This is a genomic window from Actinomadura kijaniata NBRC 14229 (assembly GCF_001552175.1).
Lineage (GTDB): Bacteria > Actinomycetota > Actinomycetes > Streptosporangiales > Streptosporangiaceae > Spirillospora > Spirillospora kijaniata.
Window position 1 is genome coordinate 1 of the sequence record NZ_BCQR01000057.1, and the last position, 26,135, is coordinate 26,135.

Here is a 26,135-nt window from a genome sequence, read left to right on the forward strand (position 1 = left end):
AGCCCAGGAGGCCCCGGCCGTCACAGGCCGGGGCCTCCGCTGCGCGGCTCACGGCGCTCACCCGCCCCAGCACTGACCGGTTCCGCGCGGGTGGGGCGACGAACGAGAGGAGGCACCAGCGACCGAACCGGAGGACCGCACGTTCAGGCCCGGCCTTGCCGCACGACCGACCGGGGCGCCGCCGACGAGGAGGCGTCCGTGGGAAAAGCGAAAGCCCCGTCTCGTGATCGAGATCAGGGCTCTGGCCTTACCGTGTCGGGACGGCGGGATTTGAACCCACGACCCCTTGACCCCCAGTCAAGTGCGCTGCCAAACTGCGCTACGTCCCGGTAGCCCGCTCGCTGAGCGGGCGTGACAACTCTAGCGCAGTCCCGGTGGCGATGCGTACTCGGTTATCGCGGACCCGGGCGGGGTCATCTGGTAGGCATGGCCGGGTGTTGACTTCAGTGGTGCGGGCCGGGGCCGTCGTGGGGCTCCTGCTGGCCGTGTGCGCGTGCGAGTCCGGGAACGGGCCCGCCGTGGCGCCCTCGGACGGGGCGGGGACGGAGACGCGGCCGTCCCCTCGGCCGTCGCGGTCCGCGGCGGCCGCGCCCCGGGCGCCGAAGGGGACGCTGGCCTCGTTCGTCGTGTTCGACCGGGGGACCGGGCGGACGCTCCTGTCGCACCGGCCCCGGGAGGTCTTCCGGTCGGCCTCGGTCGTGAAGATCCTCATCGCGCTCGACCATCTGGAGCGGAACGGCCTGCGGGCGGCGGACCGGCCCCTGTTGCAGGTGATGCTCCGGTCCAGCGACGACAGGGCGGCCACCGCGTTCTGGAAGCGGGGCGGGCAGGGCGAGATCGTGCGGCGGACGGCGCGGAGGCTCGGGCTGACCGAGACCGCGCCGCCGCCCGCCGACAAGCCCGGGTTCTGGGGCTACACCGCGCTCAGCGCCGGGGATCTCGTGAAGACCTACCGGTACCTGCTGGACCGGGCGCCCAGGGGGCACCGGGACTTCGTCATGGGGCAGCTGCGGCGGGCCACGCGGTGCGGGACCGACCGGTTCGACCAGTCGTTCGGGATCCCGCGGGCGCTGCCCAGGCCGTGGGCGGTGAAGCAGGGGTGGTCCGGGTTCGGGCTGCGGCCCGCCGAGCCGTGCCGGGCCGGAGCGGCGAGCGGCGCCTCCTTCCGGAACGTCGATCTCGGGATCGGCCGGCCCGTGCTGCACACGACGGGGGTGGTGGGCCGGAACGACCGGCGGATCGTCGTGGTGCTGACCCTGCACCCCGCCGGGACGTCGTTCCGGACGGCCACGGCCCGGCTGACCGCGCTGACCCGCGAGGTCCACCGGGCCGCCGGGTGATCAGGTCTCGGTGTCCCGTTCCTCGACGCGGTACGGACGCAGGCCCCGCTTGCGGTAGTTGGGCAGCGCGTTCGGGTGGTCGAGGGTGGAGGTGTGCAGCCACACGCGGGTGACGCCGGGGAGCAGCTCCCAGGCGCGGCGCAGCGTCAGCGTCAGGGCGTGGCCGCCGATGCCGGTGCCCACGTGCTCGGGGAGCAGCCCGAACGTGAGCACCTCCACCTCGGTGGGGGAGTGGACCTTGTGGACCGCGACCCCGGCGGGCTCGTCCCCCTTGGCGATCAGCCAGGGGTGGACGGCGGGATCGCTCAGGTGCGCGGCCCACCGGTCGTCGGACCAGTGGTTGGTGCCCCAGTGGTAGGGGCCGCCGACGCGCTCGATGACGTCGCGGGCCAGCGCCGGGTCGTCGGCCAGGGAGGTCAGGACGACGTCGGGGCGCGGGTCCGCCGGGACCAGGTCGGCGGGGGAGGTCATCTCCAGATAGGTGGCGGTGTGTCTCATCCCCCTACAAGATCACTTTGGTGTGGGCGTCGGCCAGTGCCGCCGCGACGCGGGGGACGTCGGCGTCGGTGGTGCGCCAGTTGCTGAACGCCGCCCGGATCGCCGGGACGCCGTCGTGGACGGTCGCCGTGAGGAACGTCGTGCCGGTGGCGGCCACCTCGCGCAGCAGCGCCGCGATCCGCCCGGGGTCCGGGTCGTCGGCGAGGGTGAAGCAGACGATGTTGAGGCGGACGGGCGCCAGCAGGCGCCAGCGGGCGTCGGCCGCCAGCAGGTCGCCCAGCAGGCGGGCCTGGGCGATGTTGCGTTCGACGATGGCGCGGTGGCCGGGCGCCCCGTAGGCCCGCAGGGCGAACCAGGCCGGCAGGGCCCGCAGGCGGCGGGAGTTCTCCGGGGTGAGGTGCACGAAGTCCGGGTCGCCGGCAGGGTCGGTCAGGTAGGCGGCGTTGTTGCGGAAGACCCGTAGTTGCAGGTCGCGGCGGCGCGTGAACTGGACCGCCGAGTCGTAGGGGACGTTCAGCCACTTGTGCAGGTCCACGCACACCGAGTCGGCCTCGGCCAGGCCCGCCACCAGCGGGGCGTGGGCGGGGGAGAGCGCCGCCAGGCCCCCGAACGCCGCGTCCACGTGCAGCCAGAACGGGTGCCGCTCGCGCAGCGCCACCAGGGCTTGGAGATCGTCGAAGTCGCCGGTGTTCACCGTGCCCGCGTTGGCCACGACGACCGTGGGGCGGCCGTCCAGCAGGCGCGCCAGGGCGGCGACGTCGACCGCCTCGCGGCCGGGGAGCGTGGGCACGGCGCGCAGCGCGTCGCGCCCCAGCCCGAGCACCGACAGGGCCTTGAGGACGCTGGAGTGCGCGGTCCCCGACAGGACCTGGACGTCGCCGAGCGCCGCCACGCCCGCGTCCGACACCCGGACGCCGGCGCGCTCGCCCAGCCACTCGCGGGCGATCGCCAGGCCCACGGTGTTGGACTGCGTCGCGCCCGACACGAACGCGCCGGTGTGGGCGCCGCCGAGGCCGAGCAGGTCGCGCAGCCAGGCGAGGGTCTCGCGTTCCAGGGCGGGGGCGGTGGAGTCCAGGTCGACGGCCGGGTTCTGGTCCAGCACGGGGGTCAGCCAGTCCCCGGCCAGGGCCGCCGGGGTCGTGCCGCCGGTCACGAACCCCAGGTAGCGGGGCCCGGCGCTGCCGGAGAACCCCGGCTCCCACCGTTCGGCGAACTCGGCGAGCGCGCCCTCCAGCCCGACGCCCTCGGCCGGTGGCCGCGGCTCCACCGGGTCCGGCGGGACGGCCGCGGGCCGCTCGTCCAGGCCCGCGAGCAGGTCCGCCGCGTAACGGCGGATCCGGTCGAGGCGGTCGGACAGGTGAGAAAGATCATTTTCTGGACGGTGGTCCACGCGCGTCTCCCCAGGGTCGGCTGTCTCGCACGCTAGGACGCCCGCCGCGCACGGGTCTCGGGCCAATCGCGGGAAGTGGCCCGCGACACACCCCGCCGTCGGGAAAGTCAGGGCAAAGAGATGGCCGGTGAAAGAAATGGCCGCCCTTCGGCGTTCATGACGCTATGTACCTTTTCATGGATGAGGTCATGAAAAGCCGAGGGGGAGACGACGGGTGACGGAGGTCGACGGCGCGGCGCTGCCGACGGAACTGGCCGGTCTGCGGGACGCCGCGCGGGACCGGGCGCTGCTGGCCGAGGCGCGGGCCGCGCTGGCCGCGCGCCTCGGCTGCCCGTCCGGGGAGGCGTTGCAGCACCTCATCTGGCTGGCCCGGGACCTGGACGTGGAGCTGCCGGAGGCGGCGGCCGTCCTGGTCGGCGAGGTCGGCGCCCCCGAGGACGGGGAGGCGGCCGTGCCCGCCCGCAGCCGCCGGGCCGCCCGCGCCACGCTCGCCGCGCCGCCGTCGGACTCGGCGCGCGCCGAGGTCCTGCGCCGGGTCAACGCGGTGGACACCCCCGACGACGCCGAGATCCTCGACACGCTGCCCGACGACCCGCAGGCGCGGGCCGCCATGGACGCGTCCCTGGACGGCGCGGCCCACCTGGTGCCGGTCCGGTCCCCCGACGGGCGGGTGGTCGACTTCCTGTACGCCGCGCTGAACGACTCCGCCCGCGACCTGTTCGGGCGGGGCGCGGCCGACCTGGCGGGGCGGCGGCTGCTGCACACCGACCCCGGCTCGGCCCTGTCGGGCCTGTTCGACGCCTACGTGGCCGTGCTGGAGACCGGCGAGCCCTACGCGCGCGGGCCGTTCGCCTACTCCACCGCCCAGGACGGCGTCCCGCGCTCGTCCCGGATGACCCTGCGGTGCGTACGGGTGCCCACCGGCGTGGTGGTGGCCTGGCACTACCACCGCGAGGAGGACCGGATCCGCTACCGGCACGACAGCGTCGAGCGCCTGGCGCAGATCGGGTTCGGGGAGTGGGACCTGGTCACCGGTGAGGCGTTCTGGTCGCCCCGGATGCTCGCCAACTACGAGCTGGCGGAGGCCCCCGGCTCCCCGTCCGACCTGCCCAAGACCGTGGCCGAGGAGGACGTCCCGCTGGTCGAGGACGCGATCTCCACGCTGCTGTCGCGCCGCGAGTCGGTCGAGTTCGAGCACCGCGTCGCCACCCCCGGGGGCCGCCACCGCCACCTGTGGGTGTTCGCCGAGCCGGTCGTGGACGGCGCGGGCCTGCCGGTCGCGGTCAACATCGTCTCCCAGGACATCACCCGGCGGCGCGGCATGGAGCGCGCCCTGGCCGAGACCCGCCGCGCCATGCTGCGCCAGCAGCTGCGCACCGCGCAGGAGCACCGGGTCGCGGCCACACTGCGCCGCGCGATCCTGCCCGACCCCGGGGACCTGGAGCGCCTGCCGGGCCTGCGGGTCACGGTGCGGAGCCTGGCCGCCGAGAGCGCCGCGCGGATCGGCGGCGACTGGTTCGCCACCCGCGCGCTGGCCGACGGGCGCGGCCTGTTCGCCGTCGGCGACGCCGCCGGGCACGGCCTGCCCGCCGCCGCCGCGATGGCCCGGACCCGGGGCGGCCTGCTGGGGCTCGCCTACACCGGACGGCCCCCGGGCCGCCTGGTCGCCTGGCTGAACGAGCTGGTCGGCGATCTGGAGCCCGCCGCCACCGGCACCGCCGTGGTCGCCCGGTTCGACCCGGAGAGCCGGATCCTGGAGTGGACCAGCGCCGGGCACCCGCCGCCGATCCTGGTGCGCGACGGCCAGGCGGTCTCCCTGGAACACGACCCCGACCCCATCCTGGGCGCGCTGCCGGGCCTGGAGTACACCACCCACACCGTGCAGCTGCGCTCGGGCGACCACGTGCTCCTCTACACCGACGGCCTGGTGGAGCGGCGCGGCGTGGACCTGGACGAGGGCATCGCGCGGCTGGTCGGCATCCTGGGCCGCTCCGCCGCCGGCTCGGGGCCCGACCTGGACCGGATCCTGGCGGAGATGGGGCACGACCGCGCCGCCGACGACACCACCCTGTTCTGCCTGCGCGTCGAGTAGCCACCGGCGCGCGGCTCCCCTCCGGGGGAGTCCGCGCCCATTCTTTCTAACAACCGTTTGGTAGAGTCCGGGGCGTGAACCACAACGAGTCCCCTGCGGACCGGGACTTCCGGTCCGAGGTCCGCGACTGGCTGGAGACGCACCTGTCGGGAGAGTTCGCGCACGCGCGCGGGCTGGGCGGGCCGGGACGCGAGCACGAGGCGTTCGAGGAGCGGCTGGCCTGGGAACGGCACATGGCCGCCGCCGGCTGGACGTGCCTGGGCTGGCCGGCCGAGCACGGCGGGCGCGGCGCGACCGTCGGGCAGCAGGTCATCTTCCACGAGGAGTACGCCCTCGCCGACGCCCCCGCGCGGGTCAACCACATCGGCGAGAACCTCCTCGGCCCCACGATCATCGCGTTCGGCACCGACGAGCAGCGCCGCCGCTTCCTGCCGCCGATCGTCGCGGTGGAGGAGCTGTGGTGCCAGGGCTACTCCGAGCCCGACGCCGGGTCCGACCTGGCCAACGTGCAGACCCGCGCCGAGCTCGTCGACGGCGGGTGGCGGATCACCGGCCAGAAGGTGTGGACGTCCCTGGCGACGGAGGCCGACTGGTGCTTCGCGGTCTGCCGCACCGAGCCCGGCTCCGCCCGCCACCACGGCCTGTCCTACCTGCTGGTCCCCATGCGGCAGGAGGGCGTGGACGTCCGCCCGATCGTCCAGATGACCGGCACCTCGGAGTTCAACGAGGTGTTCTTCGACGGCGCCCGCACCGACGCCGCCAACATCGTCGGCGCGCCCGGCGACGGCTGGCGGATCGCGATGGCGACCCTGGGGTTCGAACGCGGCGTCGCCACCCTCGGCCAGCAGGTCGGGTTCCGCCGCGAGCTGGAGGGCGTGATCGCCCTGGCGCGGGAGACCGGTGCGATCGACGACCCGCTGCTGCGCGACCGCCTCACCCGGTCCTGGACGGGCCTGGAGATCATGCGGCTGAACGCCCTGCGCACCATGGCCGGGGTCGCCGCCGGGGCGCCCGGCCCCGAGTCGTCGATCTCCAAGCTGGTGTGGGGCACCTGGCACCGCGAGCTCGGCGAGCTCGCCATGGACGTGCTCGGCGCGGCCGGGCTGGTCGCCGACGGCGCGCCCTACGACCTGTCGGACTGGCAGCGGCTGTTCCTGTTCTCCCGCTCCGACACCATCTACGCCGGATCCAACGAGATCCAGCGCAACATCATCGCCGAGCGCGTGCTCGGGCTGCCGAGGGAGGCACGCGGATGACCCCACCCCCCTACGTTCCGGGCCACGGGCTGCTGCGCGACCGCGTCGTCGTGATCACCGCCGCCGCCGGGGCCGGGATCGGCGGCGCGACCGCCCGCCGCTGCCTGGAGGAGGGCGCGGCCGTGCTGGTCTCCGACACGCACGAGCGCCGCCTGGCCGCCTCCGCCGCGGAGCTGGAGAAGGAGTTCGGGGCGGACCGCGTGGCCGCGCGGGTGTGCGACGTCACCGTCGAGGAGCAGGTCCAAGCCCTGTACGCCCTCGCCCTGGAACGCTTCGGCCGCCTCGACGTCGCGGTCAACAACGCAGGTCTCGGCGGCACCGCCGACCTGGCCGACATGACCGACGAGCAGTGGACGCGGGTCCTGGACGTCACCCTCAACGGCACGATGCGCTGCACCCGCGCCGCCCTGCGGATCATGCGCGGGCGGGGCGGCGGGGTCATCGTCAACAACGCCTCGGTGATCGGCTGGCGCGCCCAGCGGGGGCAGTCCCACTACGCCGCCGCCAAGGCCGGGGTGATGGCCCTCACCCGGTGCGCCGCGCTGGAGGCCGCCGAGCACGGCGTGCGGATCAACGCGGTGTCGCCGTCGCTGGCGATGCACCCCCACCTGGTGAAGGTCACCTCGCGGGAGCTGCTGGAGGAGCTGACACGGCGCGAGGCCCAGGGCCGCTACGCGGAACCGTGGGAGGTCGCCAACGTTATCGTCTTCCTGGCCAGCGACTACTCGTCCTACATGACGGGCGAGGTCGTCTCGGTCTCCTCACAACACCCGTGACGCAGCATTCCCGGAAAGAGCCACCACACCATGAGTCCACGACGGCGTGACGCCGAGGGCACCGCCGCCGCCCGTGCCGAACGGCGGGCCGAACTGCTCGCCACCGCCGCCGAGGTGTTCGCCTCGCAGGGCTACGCGGCCACCACGATCCGCCAGGTCGCCGACGCCGCCGGGATCCTCGGCGGGAGCCTCTACTACCACTTCGACTCCAAGGAGTCGATGGCCGACGAGATCCTGTCGACGTTCCTGAACGACATGTGGGCGGCCTACGACCGCGTGCTGGCCGCCGGGCTCGGCGCGCGCGACACCCTGGAGGCGCTGGTCGTGGAGTCGTTCCGGTCGATCGACCGGCACCGGCCCGCCGTCGTGGTCTACCAGAACGAGTCCAAGCACCTGGCCACCAGCGAGCGCTTCCGCTACCTGCTCGACTCGCACCGCCGCTTCGAGGAGATGTGGACCTCGCTGCTGGAGCGGGGCGTGGCCGAGGGCGCGTTCCGGGCGGACCTGGACCGCGGCCTCGTCTACCGGTTCATCCGCGACACCGTGTGGGTCGCGGCCAACTGGTACCAGCGCGGCGGACGGCTGTCCGCCGAGGAGATCGCCAAGCAGTACCTCGCGATGGTCCTGGAAGGGATCCAGGCGAGCCGACCCCCCGAATGAGGAGACCCCCATGGCCGAGGCGTACATCGTCGAAGCGGTCCGCGCGCCGGTCGGCAGGCGCGGCGGCGGCCTGTCCGGCGCCCACCCCGCCGACCTGGGCGCGCACGTGCTGACCGCGCTGATGGACCGGACGGGGATCGATCCGGCGGCGGTGGAGGACGTGGTGTTCGGCTGCGTGGACGCCGTCGGCCCGCAGGCCGGGGACATCGCCCGCACCTGCTGGCTGGCCGCCGGGCTGCCCGAGGAGGTGCCCGGCGTGACCGTGGACCGGCAGTGCGGCTCCTCCCAGCAGGCCGTCCACTTCGCCGCGCAGGCCGTGCTGGCGGGAACGTCCGACCTGGTCGTGGCGGGCGGCGTGCAGAACATGTCGCAGATCCCGATCGCCTACGCGATGACCGCCGCCGAGCCCCTCGGCTTCGACCGGGGGCCGTTCGCCGGGTCCAGGGGGTGGGTGCGGCGGTACGGCGACGGCGAGGTGTCGCAGTTCGCCGGGGCCGAGATGATCGCCAGGGACTGGGACATCTCCCGCGAGGAGATGGAGGCGTTCGCCTACGAGTCGCACCGGCGGGCGATCCGCGCGATCGACGAGGGCCGCTTCGAACGGGAGATCGTGCCGTTCGAGGGCGTCACCACCGACGAGGGGCCGCGCCGCGACACCAGCCCCGGGAAGATGGCGGGCCTGAGGACCCTCGTGGAGGGCGGCCGCCTCACCGCGGCGGTGGCCTCGCAGATCTCCGACGGCGCGGCGGCGCTGCTCATCGCCTCCGAGCGGGCCGTCCGCGACCACGGCCTGACGCCGCGCGCCCGCGTCCACCACCTGTCGGCGCGCGGCGAGGACCCGATCCGGATGCTGTCGGCCCCGATCCCGGCGACCGCGCACGCGCTGAAGAAGACCGGCATGCGCATAGACGACATGGACGCGATCGAGATCAACGAGGCGTTCGCGTCGGTCGTGCTGGCCTGGCTGAAGGAGACCGGCGCCGACCCGGCCCGCACCAACCCCAACGGCGGCGCGATCGCCCTCGGCCACCCGCTCGGCGCGACCGGCGCGCGGCTGATGACGACGCTGCTGCACGAGCTGGAGCGCACCGGCGGCCGGTACGGATTGCAGACGATGTGCGAGGGCGGAGGCCAGGCCAACGTGACCGTCATCGAATGCCTCTGACCGCGTCGTCGCAGGTCCGCGGCGCACACCCGGGCCGGCCGTCCCCGCCCCCCGCCCGCCCCCTCCCGGCCGGTACCCGCCGCCCTCTGACCGCGGCGCGGTGAACGTCCGGCATACTCGGGCGAAATCGCCGACAACGGGATGGTCGATGCTCGAAGGACTGCGGATCGTCGAGATCTCCAGTTTCGTCGCCGCGCCGCTGGGCGGCATGACCCTCGCCCAGCTGGGCGCGGAGGTGATCCGCGTCGATCCGGTCGGCGGGGCCGCCGACCTCGGACGCTGGCCCCTGGCGCCGTCCGGGGCGAGCCTGCTGTGGACCGGCATGAACAAGGGCAAGAAGTCGGTCACCGTCGACTTCCGGTCGCCCGAGGGCCGCGAGGTGGTGACGCGCCTGGCCGCCGACGCCGGGATCGTCCTCACCAACGCCGTCGGCCGCGACTGGCTCACCCACGAGGCGCTCTCGGCGGTCCGCCCCGACCTGATCCACCTCCAGATCGAGGGCCGCCACGACGGGACGCCCGCCGTCGACTACACCGTCAACGCCGAGCTCGGCTTCCCCCTGGTCACCGGCCCCGCCGACCACGCCGCACCCGTCAACCACGTCCTGCCCGCCTGGGACGTGGCCTGCGGCCTGTACGCGGCGGTGGGCCTGCTGGCCGCCGAACGCCGCCGGTCCCGCACCGGCGAGGGCGCCCGCATCCGCCTGCCGCTCCACGACGTCGCCCTGGCCACCGCCGGCAACCTCGGCTTCCTCGCCGAGGCCCAGCTCGGCGGGCGGCGCCCCCGCATCGGCAACCACCTGTACGGCGGCTTCGCCCGCGACTTCACGCTCGCCGACGACACGCGGATCATGGTCGTCGCCCTCACCGGACGCCACTTCGCCGACCTGTGCCGGGTCACCGGCCACACCGGGACCGTGGCCGAGCTGGCCCGCCTCCTCAACGCCGACTTCGCCGCCGACGGCGACCGCTACCGCCACCGCGAGGCGCTCGCCGCGCTGTTCGCGCCGTGGTTCGCCGGCCGCGCGCTGCCCGACGTGGAGCGGGAGTTCACCGGAACCTCGGTCCTGTGGGCCCCCTACCGGCGCTTCCACGAGATCGACCTGACCGGCAACCCGATGCTGGGGGAGATCGACCAGCCCGGCGTCGGCCGGCTGCGCGCCCCCGCCAGCCCCCTGGACACCGGGGACCGCGCGGCACGGCGAGCGCCCGTGCCCGCGCCCCGGCTCGGCGAGCACACCGACGCCGTTCTCACCCGACTCGGCCTCGACGCCGGGTCCCTGCGCGCGAAGGGAGTCGTGGCGTGATCGATATCGAGGGGTGGAGCCCCGCGCCGCACGAGACCACCGAGACCATCGACGCGGCCCCCGCCGCGGCCCTGGCCGGACTGCTCGACACCGACCCGCCCGGGCCCGAACTGCCGCCGCTGTGGCAGTGGCTCCACTTCCTGGACCGCCCGCCGCAGCGCGACCTCGGCCCCGACGGGCACCCGCTGGCCGGGCGCCACCTGCCGCCGATCCCCGACCGCCGCCGCATGTTCGCCGGGGGCCGCCTCATCGTGCGCGAGCCGCTGCGGATCGGCGACACCGTCACCCGCCGCGCCGAACTGGTCTCCACCGCCGTCAAGGAGGGCCGCAGCGGCGAGCTGCTGTTCGTCACCGTCCGGCACACGTTCCTGCGCGACGGCACGAAGATCGCGGTGGAGGAGCAGGACCTGGTCTACCGCTGCGGCGACCAGGTCGGCCGCCCGGCGCGGCCGTCGTTCAAGATCCCCGAGACGGACGCGCCCTGGACGCTGCGCATGACCGCCGACCCGGTGCTGCTGTTCCGCTTCAGCGCCCTGACCTACAACGCCCACCGCATCCACTACGACGAGACCTACGCGACCCAGGTGGAGGGGCACCCCGGCCTGGTCGTCCACGGTCCCCTGCTGGCGATCCTGTGCCTGGAGCTGCCGCGCCGCGAGGGCCACAAGGTGACGGAGCTGTCGTTCCGCTCCCGCCGCCCGGTCTACGCCGACCAGCCGTTCGCGGTGACGGGCTCGCCGGACGGGGAGCTGGCGGTGGTGGCCCCGGGCGGGGTGACGGCGATGACGGCCACGTTCTCCTGACCCTCTAGCCTGTACGGCGATGATCGACTACATCGACGTTCCCGACGCGTTCGCCGCGTCCTACGGCACGAACGGCGCCGGGGCGCGCGCCTGGCTGGCCGGGCTGCCCCGGCTGGGCGGCGACCTGATGGACCGCTGGCGGCTGCGGCCCGACGGCCCGGCCGCCCACGGCATGGCCTCGCTGGTCCTGCCGGTGCTCCGGGAGGACGGGACGCCCGCCGTCCTCAGGCTCCAGGAGGTCCGCGAGGAGTCCGCCGGCGTCGTCCCCGGCCTGCGGGCGTGGCGGGGCGAGGGCGCCGTGCGGCTGCTCGACCACGACGAGGAGGGCGGCGCGCAGCTCCTGGAACGGCTGGACGCGACCCGGACCCTGGCCTCGATCGCCGACGACGACGCCGCCATGCGGGTCCTGGCCGGGATCATGGCCCGCCTGACCTCGGTGCCCGCCCCCGAGGGAGTGCGGCGGCTGGCCGACATCGCCGCCGCCATGCTCGACCAGGTCCCGGCGGCGGTCCCGGCCCTGCGCGATCCCGACGAGCGGCGGCTGGTGCGCACCTGCGCGTCGGCCGTGGCCGAGCTGGCGGGCGAGCCCGGCGACCGCCTGCTGCACTGGGACCTGCACTACGGCAACGTCCTGGCCGGGGAGCGGGAACCCTGGCTGGCCATCGACCCCGAGCCGCTGGCGGGCGACCCCGCGTTCGAGCTGTGGCCCGCGCTGGACAGCGAGTGGGAGCGAGTGGAGGCCACCGGCGACGTGGCCCGCGCGGTGCTGCGCCGCTTCGACCTGCTGACCGAGGCCCTCGGCCTGGACCGCGGGCGGGCGGTCGGCTGGACCCTCGGCCGCGTGCTGCAGAACGCGCTGTGGGACGTCGAGGACGGCAAGGCGGCGCTGGAGCCCGCCCAGGTCGCGCTCGCCACGGTCCTGCTGCGTCACCGGGGATAGCGAGCCGTAGGGTGGCCGCAGGGTTGTAAGCGGGCACTTGCCCCGTGCGCGGAGGTGGTCGATGAGCAGGCTGCAGCAGACCTACGGGCTCAGCGAGGAACAGCGGGAGATCGTCGCGGCGGTGCGGGCGTTCGTGGACAAGGAGATCCTCCCCGTCGCCACCGAGCTGGAGCACGCCGACGAGTACCCGCAGGCCATCGTGGACGGGATGCGGGACCTCGGGCTGTTCGGGCTGATGATCGGCACCGAGTACGGCGGGCTGGGGGAGTCGCTGCTGACCTACGCGCTGGCGGTGGAGGAGCTGTCGCGCGGCTGGATGAGCGTGTCGGGGATCGTCAACACGCACTTCATCGTCGCCTGGATGCTCACCCACCACGGGACCGAGGAGCAGAGGGCCCGCTACCTGCCGAGGATGGCCGCCGGGGAGATCCGGGGCGCGTTCTCCATGTCGGAGCCGGGGTGCGGGTCGGACGTGGCGGCGATCCGGACGCGGGCCGTGCCCGACGGCGACGACTACGTGATCGACGGCCAGAAGATGTGGCTGACCAACGGCGGCACCGCGCACCTGGTCGCCACGCTGGTGAAGACCGACCCGGACGCCGGGCACCGGGGGATGACGACGTTCCTGGTGGACAAGACGCCCGGGTTCGGGGAGGTCGCGCCGGGCCTGACCGTCCCCGGGAAGATCGACAAGATGGGGTACAAGGGCGTCGACACCACCGAGCTGGTCTTCGACGGGTACCGGATCCCCGCCACCCAGATCCTCGGCGGCGCGCCGGGCCGGGGCTTCTACCAGATGATGGACGGCATCGAGGTCGGGCGCGTCAACGTCGCCGCGCGCGGCTGCGGGGTCGCGCGCCGCGCCTACGAGCTGGCGGTGGGGTACGCGCGGCGGCGGGAGACGTTCGGCAGGCCGATCGCCGAGCACCAGGCCGTGCTGTTCCGGCTGGCGGAGATGGCCACCAAGGTCGAGGCCGCGCACCAGATGATGGTGATGGCCGCGCGCCGCAAGGACGGCGGCGACCGCAACGACCTGGAGGCGGGGATGGCCAAGTACCTGGCCAGCGAGTACTGCAAGGAGGTCGTGGAGGACTCCTTCCGCATCCACGGCGGCTACGGCTACTCCAGGGAGTACGAGATCGAGCGGCTGTACCGGGAGGCCCCGATGCTGCTGATCGGCGAGGGCACCGCCGACATCCAGAAGATGATCATCGGGCGGCGGCTGCTGGAGGAGTGAGCCGCCGCCCGACGCTCACAGCGACGCGACCGCGATGTGCGGGCGCCCGGTGAGGGGGTGCTCGCCGACGTGGGCGCGCACCCCGAACACCTCGGCGATGAACGCCGGGGTCAGCACCTCCAGCGGCGGCCCCGCGGCGCGGACCCGGCCGCGTTCCAGCACCACCACCTCGTCGCAGTAGGCCGCCGCGTGGTCCAGGTCGTGCAGCGCGGCCAGCAGCGTCAGGCCGAGCGAACGCACCAGGTCCAGCAGGTCGAGCTGGGCGCGCACGTCCAGGTGGTTGGTGGGCTCGTCCAGGACCAGCAGCGGGGCCCGCTGCGCCAGGGCGCGGGCGACCAGCGCCCGCTGGCGCTCCCCGCCCGACAGCGTGCCGAACAGCCGGCCGGCCGCCCACGCCAGGTCCACGCGCTCCAGCGCCTCGGCGACGGCGGCCCGGTCGGCGGCGCTCTCCCGGTCCAGCGGCCCCTGGTGCGGGGCGCGGCCCATCGCGACGACCTCCCGGACGGAGAACTCGCCGCCGACGTCGCCGTGCTGGGTCACCACCGCCCGGCGCCGCGCCGCCCGCCGGGGCGGCATCCGCCACAGGTCCTCGCCGTCCAGCGACACCACGCCCGCCGAGGGCCGCAGCGAACGGTAGACGGTGCGCAGCAGCGTCGACTTGCCGCTGCCGTTGGGCCCGATCAGCCCCACGAACCGGCCCGGGGCCGCGGCCAGGTCCACCCCGCGCAGGATCGGCGTCCCGTCGATGGCGGCGGAGACTCCCGCCAGGTCCAGCCGCATCAGCGCGCACCTCCCCGCCGCCGCAGCAGCCACAGGAAGAACGGCACCCCGAGCGCGGTGGTGAACACCCCGACCGGCAGCTCGTCGGGCCGGTCCACCGTGCGGGTCGCCACATCCACCACGACCAGGAACACCGCGCCCATCAGCAGCGCCACCGGCAGCACCCGGCGGTGGTCGGAGCCGACCAGGAACCGCGCCGCGTGCGGCACCATCAGCCCCACGAACCCGATGCCGCCGACCACGCTGACCGCGGTCGCCGTCAGCAGCGACCCGGCCAGCAGCAGCCAGATCCGCAGCGCCGCGACCGAGGTGCCGAGGCCCGCCGCCGCGTCCTCCCCGGCCAGCAGCGCGTTCATGTCCCGGCCCCGCAGCAGCAGGAACGCCGTGCACACCGTGATCACCGCGGCGGGCAGCCCCAGGTCGTCCCAGGTCGCGCCCGCGATGCTGCCCATCAGCCAGAACATCAGCCCGTGCAGCTGGGACGCGTCGATCTGCAACTGGACGTAGCTGGTCGCCGCCGACGCCAGGTAGCCGACCGCGACGCCCGACAGCACCAGCCGCGAGTCCAGCAGCCGCCCGCCGCGCTGCGCCAGCGCGTACACCGCCAGCACCGTCGCGGTCGCGGTCGCGAACGCCGCGCCCGCCACCCCGAGCCCGCCGAACGCCGTCGCGCCGACCGCCACGACCAGCACCGCGCCCAGCGACGCCCCGGCCGACACGCCCAGCACGTAGGGGTCGGCGAGCGGGTTGCGCACCAGCGCCTGGAACGCCACCCCCGCCACGCTCAGCCCGGCCCCGACCAGCGCCGCCACCAGCACGCGCGGGGTGCGGATCTCCCACACCACCTGGTCGCGCAGCGGATCGGGGCTGTCGGCGCCGGTCAGGTGCGCGGCGACGACCCGCCAGACGGTGCCGACCGGCAGGGTCACCGACCCGATCGAGATCGCCAGCACCGACGCCCCGACCAGCGCCACCGCCAGTCCCGCCAGCAGCACGGCCGTCATCGGCCCCGACACCAGGTGCGGGCCCCTGTCCCGGTCACGCATCGGGGTGCACCGCCTTGGCGATCCTCTCGACGGCCCAGGCGTTCACCGGCCCGACGAACGCGCCGTCGGCGACCGTCACGTACGTGCGCGTCCGCGACGCCTCCCACTGCGGGAACTTCGCGAACAGGTCGCGCGCCATCGCCTCGGCGTTCTCGTCCGGCCGGAACAGCCCGACCGCGACGACGTCCACCCGCGCGGTGGCGAGCTGCTCGCGGTTGAGGGTGGCGGTCACGTCGCGGGAGCGTCCGGCGAACGCGTTCACCCCGCCCGCCGCGCGGACCACCTCGTCGGTGATGCGCCCGGTCATCACCGCGGGCAGGCCGTTGGCGTTCATCATCGCCATGCCCGGATACACGACCAGGACCCGCTTGGCGGGGCGGCCCGCCACCCGCGCGCGGACGGCGTCCACCCGCCGCCGCAGCTCCCGGCCGACCTCGGCGGCCCGGTGCTGGGCGTCGAAGATGCGGCCGAGCAGCGTCAGGAACTCGTGCGACGACTCGATCGACAGCCTCTCGTGGGCGCGCCTCTCGGCGTCGGTGGCGGCGGGCTTGCCGAGCGCGCAGTTGACGGGGTTGACCAGGGTGTTGATCCCGGCGGCGGCGAGCTGCTCGCGGGTGGCCAGGCCCCGCTTGGCGTCGAACCCTCCCGACCAGTGCGAGACGACCAGGTCGGGCTTGGCGGCCAGCACCTGTTCCGCGGGCACCTCGAAGTTCTTGTTGGTGGTCAGCCCGCCGGTCGGCAGCGACCGGATGCCGTCGACCATCGACGGGTGGTCGGAGACGCCGTAGCTCTGGGCGTTGGCGAGGATGTGGCGGTGCAGGCCGAGCAGCACGAAGCTCTCGACCTCGGCGACGGAGGTGCCGTTGAGGATCAGCACCCGGCGCGGCGGCTGCCTGAACGTCACCTTCTGCCCGCAGTTGTCCAGGGTCAGCGGGTAGGAGGTGCGGGCGGGCGGGGCGGCCGGGTCGTGCCCGGCGACGGGCGCCGGGGAGGAGGCGCAGCCGGTCAGGACGGCGGCGAGGCACGCGGACGGCGCGGCTCGCCGCACGAGGCGGTCGAACATGGAGGGTTTCCCTTGTGTGTTCCGGTTCCGGGCGGGCGAGGGCACGCCGCACCGGCCCACCGGTCAACGGGGCGGGCTCAGCGGGCGTGCGCCGGAACCACGGGAGGACCGCGCCTCCGCACCGCGCGGGCGAGCAGCACGCCGCGCCGGGGCGTGCGCTCGGCGGACAGCACCACCGTCCACGGCGCCGGAGGGGGCGAGACCGGGCGGGGCGTCAGCCAGGGGAGCACGACCGCGAGCACCACGCCGCACAGCCACCACAGCGCGGCGTCGGCCCGCGCCAGCACCGCCGCCGCGACGACGGCCGCCACCGCGTGCCCGGCGATCATGTCCGGGCCGAACCCCGCCGCCGGGGCGGCGCCGACCGGCGGCGCGTGGTGGGCGGGACCGGCGGCGGCCACGGAGAACGCGAGGTGGAAGGCGAGCTGGGACCAGCCCACGACGGTCAGCGTCCGGCCGAACGTCAGCGCCCGCCGCGCCAGCGCCGTGCTCAGCGTCCCCACCACGCCCCCGGTGAGCAGCACGGCGGGCAGCGGCGGCACGCAGCACCCGCCCTCGCCGCCCAGCACGTGCCCGACGAGCGCGATCAACGTGCACACGGCGGCGAGGAACGCGCCCCGCGCGCACCGCGGCACCGCCGCCCCCGGATCGCTCACGCCCGACAGCCTAGGGGACGCCCCACGGGGACCCTCATCGACCTCTTCGTCCCGGGGCCACCCGGAAACGGTCGATATCGTGGGGGGCATGGCCAGCGTGAGTTCTCCCCGTTCCGACCGCCGCCGCGAAGAGCTGCGCGAGTTCCTGCGCACCCGCCGGGCCCGGCTCACCCCCGCCGACGTGGGGATGCCCGACGTCGGGAGGCGGCGCACCCCGGGGCTGCGCCGCGAGGAGGTCGCCGTGCTGGCCGGGGTCGGGGTGTCCTGGTACACCTGGCTGGAGCAGGGACGCGACATCAAGGTCTCCGGCGACGTGCTCGACGCGATCAGCCGGGCGCTGCGGCTCGACGAGGCCGAACGCGCCCACCTGTACCTGCTGGCCGGGCTGAACCCGCCGGTCGCCGAGGCCGCCCCCGCCATCCCGGTCACCCCCGGGCTCCAGCGGATCCTGGAGGCCTGGTCGCCCCGGCCCGGCTACGTCCGCGACCGCTACTGGAACTTCCTCGCCATCAACGACTCCGCCCGCGAGGTCTTCGGCTACGGCGACACCGACCACAACTGCCTGGTCAGCTTCTTCACCAACGTCCGCTACCGGGCGCTGCACGCCGAGTGGTCCGCGGCGGCGCCCGGCGTGGTCGGCCGGTTCCGCGCCGACGCCGCCCGCTACCCCGACGACCCCGGGTTCGACCGGCTGATCGAGGACCTGCTGGCGGCCAGCCCCGAGTTCGCCGAGCTGTGGGCGCGGCACGACGTCGGCGGCGAGAGCCAGGTCCGCAAGGCGATCCGCCACCCCGAGGCCGGGGACCTGGTCTTCGAGTCGACGCTGCTGCCGCTGCCCGACCGGCCCGGCCACAACCTGATCCTGCACAACCCGTTGCCGGGCACCCTGGAACGCCTCGAACGGCACATGGCCAGCATCAGCCTGTCCCGGGCGAGCTGACCCCGGGGGCCGCCGAGGGTGGTGGTGGCACACCCAGGATGAACCGACACTGTCGGAGGGCCCGCCCCGTCGGCAGGATCATGGTCATGAACCGATTCGCCGACAGAGTCGCCCTGGTGACCGGCGGGGGCAGCGGGATGGGCCTGGCCACCGCGCGCCGCCTGCTGGCCGAGGGCGCACATGTGATCATCACGGGGCGGGACGCGGCCCGCCTGGACGCCGCCGCCAAGGACCTCGACGGCGGCGACCGCGTCCTGGCCGTCCCCGGCGACGTGTCCTCCCCGGCCGACCTCGACGCGCTGATGGCCGCGATCGGCGACCGGCACGGCCGGCTGGACGTGGTGTTCGCCAACGCGGGCGTCGGGACGTTCAAGCCCACCGCCGACCTCACCGAGGCCGACGTCGACCACACCGTCGGCGTCAACTTCAAGGGCGTGTTCTTCACGGTCCAGAAGGCCGTCCCGCTGGTGCCGCGCGGCGGCGCGATCGTGATCAACGCCTCGTGGACCATGAACCGCGGCCTGGCGCTCGCCTCGGTCTACGCGGCGACCAAGGCCGCCGCGCACAACCTGGCGCGCACCTTCGCCGCCGACCTCGCGCCCCGGGGCATCCGCGTCAACTCCGTCAGCCCCGGCTACATCGACACCCCCATGTACCCGGAGGCGGCGCTCCCGGCGGAGGAGGCCGCGCGGCTGCGCGCGCAGGTCGCCGCCGGGCGCTTCGGGCGCCCCGAGGAGGTCGCCGCCGCGGTCGCCTTCCTGGCCTCCGACGACGCCTCCTATGTCAACGCCCAGGACCTCGTCATCGACGGCGGCCTCGTCGGCGCCGTCCCCGCCTGACCGACCCGCCCGACCGAAAGGACCCTTTCCAATGCGCACTCGTGACTTCCACGGCACCCCCGTCGGCGCGGTCGGCCTCGGCTGCATGGGCATGAGCTGGGCCTACAGCCCCGCCGAACGCGACGACGACGCGTCGATCGCGCTGATCCGCGAGGCCCTCGACCTCGGCGTGACGTTCCTGGACACCGCCCAGGTGTACGGCGACGGCCACAACGAGACCCTCGTCGGCCGCGCCCTGAGGGACCGCCGCGACCAGGCGGTCGTGGCCACCAAGACCGGGCTGGTCGTCGACGACGCCGCCACCCACGCCATGCACCGCGACGCCTCGCCCGAGCACGTCCGGCGGTCCGCCGAGGAGAGCCTGCGCCGCCTCGACACCGACGTCATCGACCTGTTCTACCTGCACCGGATCGACCCCGAGGTGCCGCTCGCCGAGTCCTGGGGCGCGATGGCCGAGCTGGTCGAGCAGGGCAAGGTCCGCCGCCTCGGGCTGTCGGAGGTGACCGTCGCGCAGGCCGAGGAGGCCCATCGCATCCACCCGGTCGCGGCCATCCAGTCGGAGCTGTCGCTGTGGACGCGCGACGCGCTCGGCGCGCCCGGCGCCCTGGCGGGCGGCGGCATCGACTCCGGCGCCACCGCCGCGAGCGAGGGCGTCGGCGACGTGGTCGGCTGGTGCCGGGACAACGGCGCGGCGTTCGTGCCGTTCTCCCCGCTGGGCCGCGGCTTCCTCACCGGGACGGTCACCAGTGCCGGTTTCGGCGACGGGGACTTCCGCTCCGGCAACCCGCGCTTCCAGGAGGAGGCGCTGAAGGCCAACATGCGGATCGTGGACGTCGTCAAGGCGGTCGCCGAGCGGCACGGCGCGACGACCGCGCAGGTCGCCATCGCCTGGACGCTCGCCCAGGGCGACCACGTCATCCCGATCCCCGGCACCAAGAAGTCCCGCTACCTGCGCGACAACGCGGGCGCGGCCGACCTGGACCTGACGGCGGAGGACCTCGCCGAGCTCGACGCGGTCCCCGCCCCCGAGGGAAGCCGGTACTGATGCGCGCCGTCACCATCCCCGCGTTCGGCGACGCCGGCGTCCTGACCGTCGCCGACGTGAAGGCCCCAGAGCCCGGCCCCGGCCAGGTGTCGATCGACGTGGCCCACGCGGGCGCGAACTTCGCCGAGATCCTCTACCGGCGGGGCCTGGCGGACGTGCCGCTGCCGTTCGTCCCCGGCATCGAGGTGTCCGGGCGGATCCGCGCCGTCGGCCCCGACGTGGAGGGGCTGCGGCCCGGCCAGCCGGTCGCGGCGCTGACGATCGTGGACGGCGGCGGCTACGCCGAGGTGGCGGTCACCTCCGCCGACCTGGTCGCGCCGCTGGACGGCCTTCCGCTGGACGTCGCGGCGGGCGTGCCGTCCAACAGCACCACCGCGTTCCTGGTCCTGGACCGGGTCGCGCGGATCGAGCCGGGCGAGAGCGTCCTGGTGCACGCCGCCGCCGGGGGAGCGGGCAGCCAGCTCGGCCAGGCCGCCCGCCTGCTCGGCGCGGGCCGCGTCGTCGGCACGGTCGGCAGCCCGGCGAAGGTCGAGGCGGCGCGGGCGTTCGGCTACGACGAGGTGGTGCTGCGCGACCGGGGCCCGGACGGGCCGTTCGACATCGTCGTGGATCCGGTCGGCGGCCCGTCCCGCCGCGCGAGCCTGGACCTGCTGGCCCCGATGGGCCGCCTGGTCGTGATGGGCAACGCCTCGGACGCCGCCGACGTGGGCCTGCCCGCCAACGAGCTGTGGCTCACGAACAGGACGGTGTCGGGCTTCAACCTGGCGGCGTTCTCGGCGGCGTTCCCCGGGGACGCGGGCCGCGCCCTGCGCCGCGCGGTCGCGGCGGCCGAGTCCGGCGACCTGCGCCTCCAGGTGGAGACGCTGCCGCTGGAGGAGGCCGCCGAGGCCCACCGCCGCATCGAGTCCGGCGCGACGACCGGCAAGCTCGTCCTCGCCGTCGATCCGTGACCCGGCCCCGCCGGGCGCCTTCCTCAGGGAACGCGCCCGGCGGTGTCCCGTCCGACCGCGTCGCGTCCGGCGCGGGCGGCCAGGGACAGTAGCTCGTCGACCGTCCACTGGTCACCGGCGTGCTCGCCGTACCTGGCGGCGACGATCCGGCCGTCGGGGGCGATGAGGAAGTCGCCGGGCAGCCCCAGGCGCCCGCCGTGCGGGCTGCGGGCGGGTGGCCGTTCGCGGCGGAGCAGGATGCGCCAGGTGCCGACCAGCACGGCGCGCGCGATCACCGGCCAGGCGCGCGGGTCGCGCAGGGCGCGCGGCGAGGACTCCACGCCGAACTCCCGGTACAGCCGCCGGTCGGGGTCGGCGACGGCGGGGAACGGCAGGCCGGCGGCGTGCTCGCGCAGCTCCCCGGCGGGGGAGTGGAACACCACCACCTCGGCGACCCCGGCCGCCTCGATCTCGGCGTGCCGGGCCGCCACCGACCGCAGGTGCAGGTTGCACACCGGGCATCCGGCGAAGCGGCGGAACTGCAGGTGGACGAGGCGGCCGGGGTCGGGGAGCGGAACGGGCGGGCCGTTGACGGCGTCCAGCTCGCGGGCGGGGACGGGATCGCCGGGACGCAGGCGCATGGAGACCTCCGGTAGGTGCATCTGTAGGTGTACGCCGTACGCTCACCAGCGTAGGCGTATGCCGTACGCTGTCAAGGCCATGCCACGACCCCGTTCGCTCACCACCGGGCAGATCGCCGCCGCCGCCCTCGCCGTCGCCGACCGCGACGGCCTGGCGGGCATGACCATGCGCGCCGTCGCCAGGGAGCTCGGCATGAGCACCATGGCGCTCTACCGGTACGTCGCCGACCGCGAGGAGCTGGAGGGACACGTCCTGGAACTGGTGCTCGGCGCGGTCGACACCGTCCCGCCGCCCGGCGCCCACTGGCGGGAGCGCCTGGCCGTCCTGGCCGAGCGCATGCGCGCCGCCGTCGCCGGGCATCCGCGCGTCCTGCCGCTGACGGTGACCCACCGCCACCACGCGCCCGGCGTGCTGCGCTGGGGCGAGGCCGTGCTCGGCGTGCTGACCGAGGCGGGCGTCACCGGCACCGCGCGCGCCGTCGCGCTGCGCGCCCTGACCGCCTACGTGATCGGCGCGACCCAGCAGGAGCACCTGGGGCCGCTGTCGGGCGCGGGCACCGAGGCCATCGCCGCCCTGACGGCCGCCGACTTCCCGCTCATGGCCGCGACCGCCCGGGACGCGCGCGGGCTCACCGTCGAGCGGGAGTTCCGGCGCGGCCTGGAACTCCTGCTCGACGGGATCGGCGGTTCGCTGGGGGAACGGCCCTCCGCCGGGGCCGAATGATCTTCGGTTCCCTCCGGCCGCGGCCCGTCATCCGACGGAACGGACGTTGACCCCCGACGAGAAGGCGCCCCCCGGCGTCGACCCGACCATCCCGAGCGTCGCCCGCATGTACGACTACTACCTGGGCGGCAAGGACAACTTCGCCGCCGACCGGGAGGCCGCCGAGAAGGTCATCGCCATCAGCGTCGAGGTCGGCAACGACGTCCGGGTGGCCGCGCGCCGCAACCGGGAGTTCCTCGGCCGCGCGGTGCGGATGCTCGCCGAGTCGGGGATCCGCCAGTTCGTCGACGTCGGCGCGGGGCTGCCCACGCAGGAGAACGTCCACGAGGTCGTGCTGCGGGCCGCCCCCGACGCGCGCGTGGTCTACGTCGACAACGACCCGATCGTGCTCGTCCACGCGCGGGCCCTGCTGGCGGGCGCCGGGCCCGTCCCGCCCGGCGTGGCCCCGGTGGAGGAGTGGCGGCCCGGACCCGGCCTGGAACCGGACTTCACCACCCCCTCCTACCTGGGCGTCGTCGGCCGCGTGCCGTGACGGTCAGGCCAGCAGGCCCTGCTGGGCGGCGATGCGCTCGGCGGCCTGCCGCACGATCTCCCCGATCAGCTCCGCGCAGCCCGGCAGGTCGTCGATCACCGCCACGGCCTGCCCGGACGCCATCACGCCCAGGTCGGGGCGGCCGTCCACCATCGCGGCCCTCAGCAGCATGGGCGTGTTGGCGGCCATGAGGACCTGCGACCAGGACAGGTCCTTGCCGTGCTTCATGGCCCGCCCGTCGGCGATCATCGCCCGCCACGACAGGCCGGAGATCCGCCGGAACGCGGCGGCGTTGCGCAGCGCCCGCGCCAGGCCGGTGACGCGGCCGGAGCGTTCGAGCGCGTCCACCAGCTCGCTGCGCAGCACCCGGTGCGGCATCCCGTCGACCTGCCGCGTCACCACCGTCTCGGCCGTGCGCAGGTAGACCCTCTTCACCTCGTCGGGCACCGGGCTGTCGGAGGTGAGCAGGAACCGGGTGCCCATCGCCACGCCCGCCGCGCCGTAGGCCAGCGCGGCGGCCAGGCCCCGCCCGTCGAAGAAGCCGCCCGCCGCGATCACCGGGATGTCCACGGCGTCCACGACCTGGGGCAGCAGCAGCGTCGTGGCGACCGGCCCGGTGTGGCCGCCGCCCTCGCCGCCCTGCACCAGCACCGCGTCCGCGCCCCACGCCGCGACCTTCTCGGCGTGGCGGCGCGCGCCCACCGACGGGATCACGACGACCCCGGCGTCCTTCAGCCGGGCGATCAGCTCCGGCTTCGGGGCCAGCGCGAACGAGGCGACCCGCACCCCCTCCCGGACGAGCAGGTCGATGCGGTCGCCCGCGTCGGCGGCGTCGGCGCGCAGGTTCACGCCGAACGGCGCGTCGGTGCGGTCCCTCACCTCGCGGATCGCCTGGGCGAGCCGGTCGAGGGTCATCGTCGCCGACGCCAGGATCCCGAGGCCGCCCGCCTCGGCGACCGCCGTGACCAGCCGCGGCCCGGCGACCCACCCCATGCCGGTCTGCACGACCGGATGCCGGACGCCGACCAGCCGCGTCAGCGGCGTGTCCAGGACCTGCGCGGTCACGAGGGCACCTCGCGTTCCCGTAGGCCCTTCGGGTCGAGGACCTCGCGCATGATCCGCAGCTCCTCGCCGGTCGGCGTCCGGGTGAGGGGGACCTCGCCGGGGACCGCCAGGTCGAAGCCGGTGGCCGCGACGACCTCGTCGAGGGTGACGCCGGGGTGCAGCGACCGCAGCCGCATCCGCCGGTCGGGCGTGGCGAAGTCCAGCACCGCCAGGTTCGTCACGACCGCGCGCAGCTCGTGCGCGCCCCGGTCGGTGCCGACGCCGCCGACGAAGTCGACCTTTTCGGTGAACACGCGGGGCGAGTGCCGGGGCACCCAGAAGCTCGTGGTGTTGAGCCGGGTGTTGCCGGGGGCGCCGCGCACGCCGAGCAGCTGCCGAGACGGGCGCTCCCAGTCGCCGACGCAGGAGATGTTCATGTTCCCGAACCGGTCGATCTGGCTCGGCCCCATGACCACGTGCCGCCGCCCGTTCAGCACCAGCCACAGGTGGTCGCGGAACGGCAGCCACCCCTCCACCCCGCCCTCGCCGGAGCCCGCCCGCGCGCCGAGCGGTACCGGCTCGGCGGTCAGCGCCGGTCCGCCGTCGGTGGTCAGCAGGTCGGGCTCGAACGTCGCCCGCGCCAGCCGCGCCCCCAGCATCGGCACGAACCCGGCGACCGCCGCCGCCACGATCTCCCCGTCGCCCCGGAACAGCTCGGCGCACGCCACCGCGCACACCTCCGCCCGCGTCGCGGTGCCCGGGGCCTCGCCTCCGCCCACGGCGCTCATCGCCCCGCCTCCTCTCGCCACGCCCGGACGGCGTCCTGGTAGGCGGCCTCGTCGCCGGACAGGAAGCGCTCCCGGAACGCCTCCCACTCCCGCGGGTCGGCCGCCGCCGCGGCGTACAGCCGCTGGAACGCCTCGTCCCGCTCGTGGTCGGGCTCGCAGGCGGTGAAGTGCGCGCCGTTCGGGGTCTCCACCACGCCGGTCACGTGCGCCCGGCTGATCAGCAGCGACTGCGGCGGGCCCTCCTTCAGCAGGTCGGCGGTGTCGACCAGGCGCTCGCACGACACGTAGGTCCGGTCGGCGGCCTTGGCGAACAGGTCGTCCATGTACGGGTCCGGGCCGAGGTACTGGGCGTTGCCGCGCGCGTCGGCGCGGTTGAGGTGGACCAGCGCCACGTCCATGCGCAGCGCCGGGACCGCGACCAGCTCCTCGCCGTCGCCGTAGGGGGAGCGCACCGTCCGCAACCCGGGGTTGACCCTCAGCACGTCCGAGCCGAGCCCGGCGGGCGTGGGCAGGAACGGCAGCCGGTGCGCCGCCGCGTACAGCCCGAACATGAACATGCCCTCGTCGTACTCGGTCAGCTCGATCCCGGCCTCCTGCCGGGCCCGCCGGAAGTGCGGCTCCAGCGGGATCGAGTCGAGCGTGACGAACGCGGTCACCAGCCGCCGCACCTTGCCCGCCGCGCACAGCAGCCCCACGTCCGGGCCGCCGTAGGAGACGACCGTGAGGTCGGTCAGGCCGGAGGCGCAGATCGCGCGGACCAGCGCCATCGGCTTGCGCCGCGACCCCCAGCCGCCGATCCCCACCGTCATGCCGCTGTCCAGCGACGCGACGACCTCCTCGACGGTCATGGTCTTGCCGCTCATCCGGCCGCCCCCCTGCGCACGAACGCCTCGCGGTGCGCGTCGCCCGCGCCGACCAGGTTCAGCTCGAACGTGAAGCCCTGCTCGTACCGGTAGCTGCGGCGCACGTCGACCGGGTCGATGCCGTTCAGCGACTCCTTGGCCCGCCGGATCACGTACCGGTCCTTGGCCGCGATCGACCCGGCGACCTCCAGCGCCGCGTCCCGCAGCGCCTCGGCGGGCACGACCTCCAGCACCGAGCCGTGCCGGTGGAGCTCGGCGGCGGTGACGTTGCGGCACGTGTAGACCATGGCGCGCATGAGGTGCTGCGGGACCAGCCGCGCCAGGTGCGTGGCCGCGCCGAGCGCGCCCCGGTCCACCTCCGGCAGCCCGAAGTAGGCGTCCGGCGAGGCCACGACGACGTCGGCGTTGCCGACCAGCCCGACGCCGCCGCCCAGGCAGAACCCGTGCACCGCCGCCACCACCGGCACCTCGCACTCGTAGACGGCGGCGAACGCGGCGAAGCAGCCCCGGTTGGCCCCCACCAGCGCGGCGTGCCCCTCGGTCTCCTGCATCTCCTTGATGTCGACGCCCGCGTTGAACCCGCGTCCCTCGGCGCGCAGCACGACGGCGCCCACCGCCGGGTCGCGCCCGGCCGCCAGCACGGCGTCGGCCAGCTCGAACCAGCCCGCCACGGCCAGCGCGTTGACCGGGGGCGCGTTCACGACGATCTCGGCGACCCCGTCGGGGTGGGTCGTGGTGGAGATTCCCATGCGTTACCTTTCCACCAAACATTTGTTAGAACG

Annotated in this window: 26 protein-coding genes, 1 tRNA gene and 1 pseudogene; 16 read left to right on the top strand and 12 right to left on the bottom strand. The window is 74.9% G+C overall.

The window, feature by feature from the left end:
* Window positions 1-255: 255 nt before the first annotated feature.
* Window positions 256-329: transfer RNA gene (locus AKI01S_RS18835), tRNA-Pro, on the bottom strand.
* Between the two features lie 105 nt (window positions 330-434).
* Here AKI01S_RS18835 and AKI01S_RS18840 point away from each other — a divergent pair.
* Window positions 435-1,340 carry a serine hydrolase gene (locus AKI01S_RS18840; RefSeq protein ID WP_245681689.1) on the top strand — a complete coding sequence of 302 codons (906 nt, stop codon included), beginning with the start codon at window positions 435-437 and terminating at the stop codon, window positions 1,338-1,340.
* Here AKI01S_RS18840 and AKI01S_RS18845 read toward each other — a convergent pair whose 3' ends face one another.
* Together AKI01S_RS18845 and AKI01S_RS18850 are read right to left on the bottom strand one after the other, a co-directional pair.
* Window positions 1,341-1,838 carry a GNAT family N-acetyltransferase gene (locus tag AKI01S_RS18845; RefSeq protein WP_067819167.1) on the bottom strand — a complete coding sequence of 166 codons (498 nt, stop codon included), beginning with the start codon at window positions 1,836-1,838 and terminating at the stop codon, window positions 1,341-1,343. It abuts the gene before it with no gap.
* 4 nt (window positions 1,839-1,842) lie between these two features.
* Window positions 1,843-3,228 (bottom strand): pyridoxal phosphate-dependent decarboxylase family protein, encoded by a 1,386-nt coding sequence (locus tag AKI01S_RS18850; RefSeq protein WP_067819170.1) that lies wholly within the window; start codon window positions 3,226-3,228, stop codon window positions 1,843-1,845.
* A 214-nt stretch (window positions 3,229-3,442) separates the two neighbouring features.
* On the opposite strand from AKI01S_RS18850, the gene AKI01S_RS18855 reads away from it, so the two are divergent.
* The 9 genes from AKI01S_RS18855 to AKI01S_RS18895 all read left to right on the top strand — a co-directional run bounded on the left by AKI01S_RS18855 (window position 3,443) and on the right by AKI01S_RS18895 (window position 13,463).
* Complete coding sequence (locus tag AKI01S_RS18855; RefSeq protein WP_067819172.1) at window positions 3,443-5,320, top strand: PP2C family protein-serine/threonine phosphatase; 1,878 nt, start codon at window positions 3,443-3,445, stop codon at window positions 5,318-5,320.
* A gap of 74 nt (window positions 5,321-5,394) precedes the next feature.
* Window positions 5,395-6,576 carry an acyl-CoA dehydrogenase family protein gene (locus tag AKI01S_RS18860; protein WP_067819175.1) on the top strand — a complete coding sequence of 394 codons (1,182 nt, stop codon included), beginning with the start codon at window positions 5,395-5,397 and terminating at the stop codon, window positions 6,574-6,576.
* A complete protein-coding gene (locus AKI01S_RS18865) occupies window positions 6,573-7,352 on the top strand; it encodes an SDR family oxidoreductase (RefSeq protein WP_067819178.1) in 780 nt (259 codons plus the stop codon). The genes AKI01S_RS18860 and AKI01S_RS18865 overlap by 4 nt, the downstream gene beginning before the upstream one ends.
* A gap of 30 nt (window positions 7,353-7,382) precedes the next feature.
* Window positions 7,383-8,012 (top strand): TetR/AcrR family transcriptional regulator, encoded by a 630-nt coding sequence (locus AKI01S_RS18870; RefSeq protein ID WP_067819180.1) that lies wholly within the window; start codon window positions 7,383-7,385, stop codon window positions 8,010-8,012.
* A gap of 10 nt (window positions 8,013-8,022) precedes the next feature.
* On the top strand, window positions 8,023-9,177 hold the full coding sequence (locus AKI01S_RS18875; RefSeq protein ID WP_067819184.1) for an acetyl-CoA C-acetyltransferase: 1,155 nt from the start codon (window positions 8,023-8,025) through the stop codon (window positions 9,175-9,177).
* 148 nt (window positions 9,178-9,325) lie between these two features.
* Window positions 9,326-10,483, top strand: a complete 1,158-nt coding sequence (locus AKI01S_RS18880; RefSeq protein WP_067819187.1) for a CoA transferase — start codon at window positions 9,326-9,328, stop codon at window positions 10,481-10,483.
* Window positions 10,480-11,286, top strand: coding sequence for an HTD2 family dehydratase (locus AKI01S_RS18885; RefSeq protein ID WP_067819189.1), 807 nt, complete (start codon window positions 10,480-10,482; stop codon window positions 11,284-11,286). The genes AKI01S_RS18880 and AKI01S_RS18885 overlap by 4 nt, the downstream gene beginning before the upstream one ends.
* Window positions 11,287-11,305: 19 nt before the next feature.
* Entirely contained in the window at window positions 11,306-12,226 is a 921-nt protein-coding gene (locus AKI01S_RS18890) for an aminoglycoside phosphotransferase family protein (RefSeq protein WP_067819192.1), read from the top strand.
* Between the two features lie 61 nt (window positions 12,227-12,287).
* A complete protein-coding gene (locus AKI01S_RS18895) occupies window positions 12,288-13,463 on the top strand; it encodes an acyl-CoA dehydrogenase family protein (RefSeq protein ID WP_067819194.1) in 1,176 nt (391 codons plus the stop codon).
* 15 nt (window positions 13,464-13,478) lie between these two features.
* Here AKI01S_RS18895 and AKI01S_RS18900 read toward each other — a convergent pair whose 3' ends face one another.
* From AKI01S_RS18900 to AKI01S_RS18915, 4 genes are all read right to left on the bottom strand, one after another.
* Window positions 13,479-14,243 (bottom strand): ABC transporter ATP-binding protein, encoded by a 765-nt coding sequence (locus AKI01S_RS18900; RefSeq protein WP_067819197.1) that lies wholly within the window; start codon window positions 14,241-14,243, stop codon window positions 13,479-13,481.
* A complete protein-coding gene (locus AKI01S_RS18905; RefSeq protein WP_083999815.1) occupies window positions 14,243-15,289 on the bottom strand; it encodes a FecCD family ABC transporter permease in 1,047 nt (348 codons plus the stop codon). The genes AKI01S_RS18900 and AKI01S_RS18905 overlap by 1 nt, the downstream gene beginning before the upstream one ends.
* Window positions 15,282-16,352: an ABC transporter substrate-binding protein gene (locus AKI01S_RS18910; protein WP_067819200.1), complete on the bottom strand. Its 1,071-nt coding sequence runs from the start codon at window positions 16,350-16,352 to the stop codon at window positions 15,282-15,284. The genes AKI01S_RS18905 and AKI01S_RS18910 overlap by 8 nt, the downstream gene beginning before the upstream one ends.
* A 77-nt stretch (window positions 16,353-16,429) precedes the next feature.
* The gene (locus AKI01S_RS18915) at window positions 16,430-17,008 is read right to left on the bottom strand and encodes a hypothetical protein (RefSeq protein ID WP_067819203.1); all 579 of its coding nucleotides are present in this window, start codon (window positions 17,006-17,008) and stop codon (window positions 16,430-16,432) included.
* Between the two features lie 88 nt (window positions 17,009-17,096).
* Here AKI01S_RS18915 and AKI01S_RS18920 point away from each other — a divergent pair, with 88 nt between their 5' ends.
* The 4 genes from AKI01S_RS18920 to AKI01S_RS54275 all read left to right on the top strand — a co-directional run bounded on the left by AKI01S_RS18920 (window position 17,097) and on the right by AKI01S_RS54275 (window position 20,782).
* Window positions 17,097-17,948, top strand: a complete 852-nt coding sequence (locus AKI01S_RS18920; RefSeq protein WP_067819206.1) for a helix-turn-helix transcriptional regulator — start codon at window positions 17,097-17,099, stop codon at window positions 17,946-17,948.
* Between the two features lie 86 nt (window positions 17,949-18,034).
* The gene (locus AKI01S_RS18925) at window positions 18,035-18,787 is read left to right on the top strand and encodes an SDR family NAD(P)-dependent oxidoreductase (RefSeq protein ID WP_067819209.1); all 753 of its coding nucleotides are present in this window, start codon (window positions 18,035-18,037) and stop codon (window positions 18,785-18,787) included.
* 31 nt (window positions 18,788-18,818) lie between these two features.
* Complete coding sequence (locus AKI01S_RS18930) at window positions 18,819-19,832, top strand: aldo/keto reductase (protein ID WP_067819212.1); 1,014 nt, start codon at window positions 18,819-18,821, stop codon at window positions 19,830-19,832.
* Window positions 19,832-20,782 (top strand): quinone oxidoreductase family protein, encoded by a 951-nt coding sequence (locus tag AKI01S_RS54275; protein ID WP_067819215.1) that lies wholly within the window; start codon window positions 19,832-19,834, stop codon window positions 20,780-20,782. The genes AKI01S_RS18930 and AKI01S_RS54275 overlap by 1 nt, the downstream gene beginning before the upstream one ends.
* A gap of 23 nt (window positions 20,783-20,805) precedes the next feature.
* Here AKI01S_RS54275 and AKI01S_RS18940 read toward each other — a convergent pair whose 3' ends face one another.
* Entirely contained in the window at window positions 20,806-21,402 is a 597-nt protein-coding gene (locus AKI01S_RS18940) for a peroxiredoxin-like family protein (protein ID WP_067819218.1), read from the bottom strand.
* A gap of 79 nt (window positions 21,403-21,481) precedes the next feature.
* Between AKI01S_RS18940 and AKI01S_RS18945 the strand changes: the two genes are divergently transcribed.
* Both AKI01S_RS18945 and AKI01S_RS53545 read left to right on the top strand, forming a co-directional pair.
* Window positions 21,482-22,126, top strand: a complete 645-nt coding sequence (locus AKI01S_RS18945; protein WP_067819318.1) for a TetR/AcrR family transcriptional regulator C-terminal domain-containing protein — start codon at window positions 21,482-21,484, stop codon at window positions 22,124-22,126.
* 46 nt (window positions 22,127-22,172) lie between these two features.
* Window positions 22,173-22,541, top strand: a pseudogene (locus AKI01S_RS53545) (SAM-dependent methyltransferase); the annotation flags it as partial.
* A 120-nt stretch (window positions 22,542-22,661) separates the two neighbouring features.
* Here AKI01S_RS53545 and AKI01S_RS18955 read toward each other — a convergent pair.
* From AKI01S_RS18955 to AKI01S_RS18970, 4 genes are all read right to left on the bottom strand, one after another.
* On the bottom strand, window positions 22,662-23,651 hold the full coding sequence (locus AKI01S_RS18955; protein WP_439951676.1) for an NAD(P)H-dependent flavin oxidoreductase: 990 nt from the start codon (window positions 23,649-23,651) through the stop codon (window positions 22,662-22,664).
* 68 nt (window positions 23,652-23,719) lie between these two features.
* A complete protein-coding gene (locus tag AKI01S_RS18960) occupies window positions 23,720-24,490 on the bottom strand; it encodes a CoA-transferase subunit beta (protein WP_067819221.1) in 771 nt (256 codons plus the stop codon).
* Window positions 24,487-25,353, bottom strand: a complete 867-nt coding sequence (locus AKI01S_RS18965) for a CoA transferase subunit A (RefSeq protein ID WP_067819224.1) — start codon at window positions 25,351-25,353, stop codon at window positions 24,487-24,489. The genes AKI01S_RS18960 and AKI01S_RS18965 overlap by 4 nt, the downstream gene beginning before the upstream one ends.
* Window positions 25,350-26,102 (bottom strand): enoyl-CoA hydratase family protein, encoded by a 753-nt coding sequence (locus tag AKI01S_RS18970; RefSeq protein WP_067819227.1) that lies wholly within the window; start codon window positions 26,100-26,102, stop codon window positions 25,350-25,352. Before AKI01S_RS18970 ends, AKI01S_RS18965 begins: the two co-directional genes overlap by 4 nt.
* Between the last annotated feature and the right edge of the window lie 33 nt (window positions 26,103-26,135).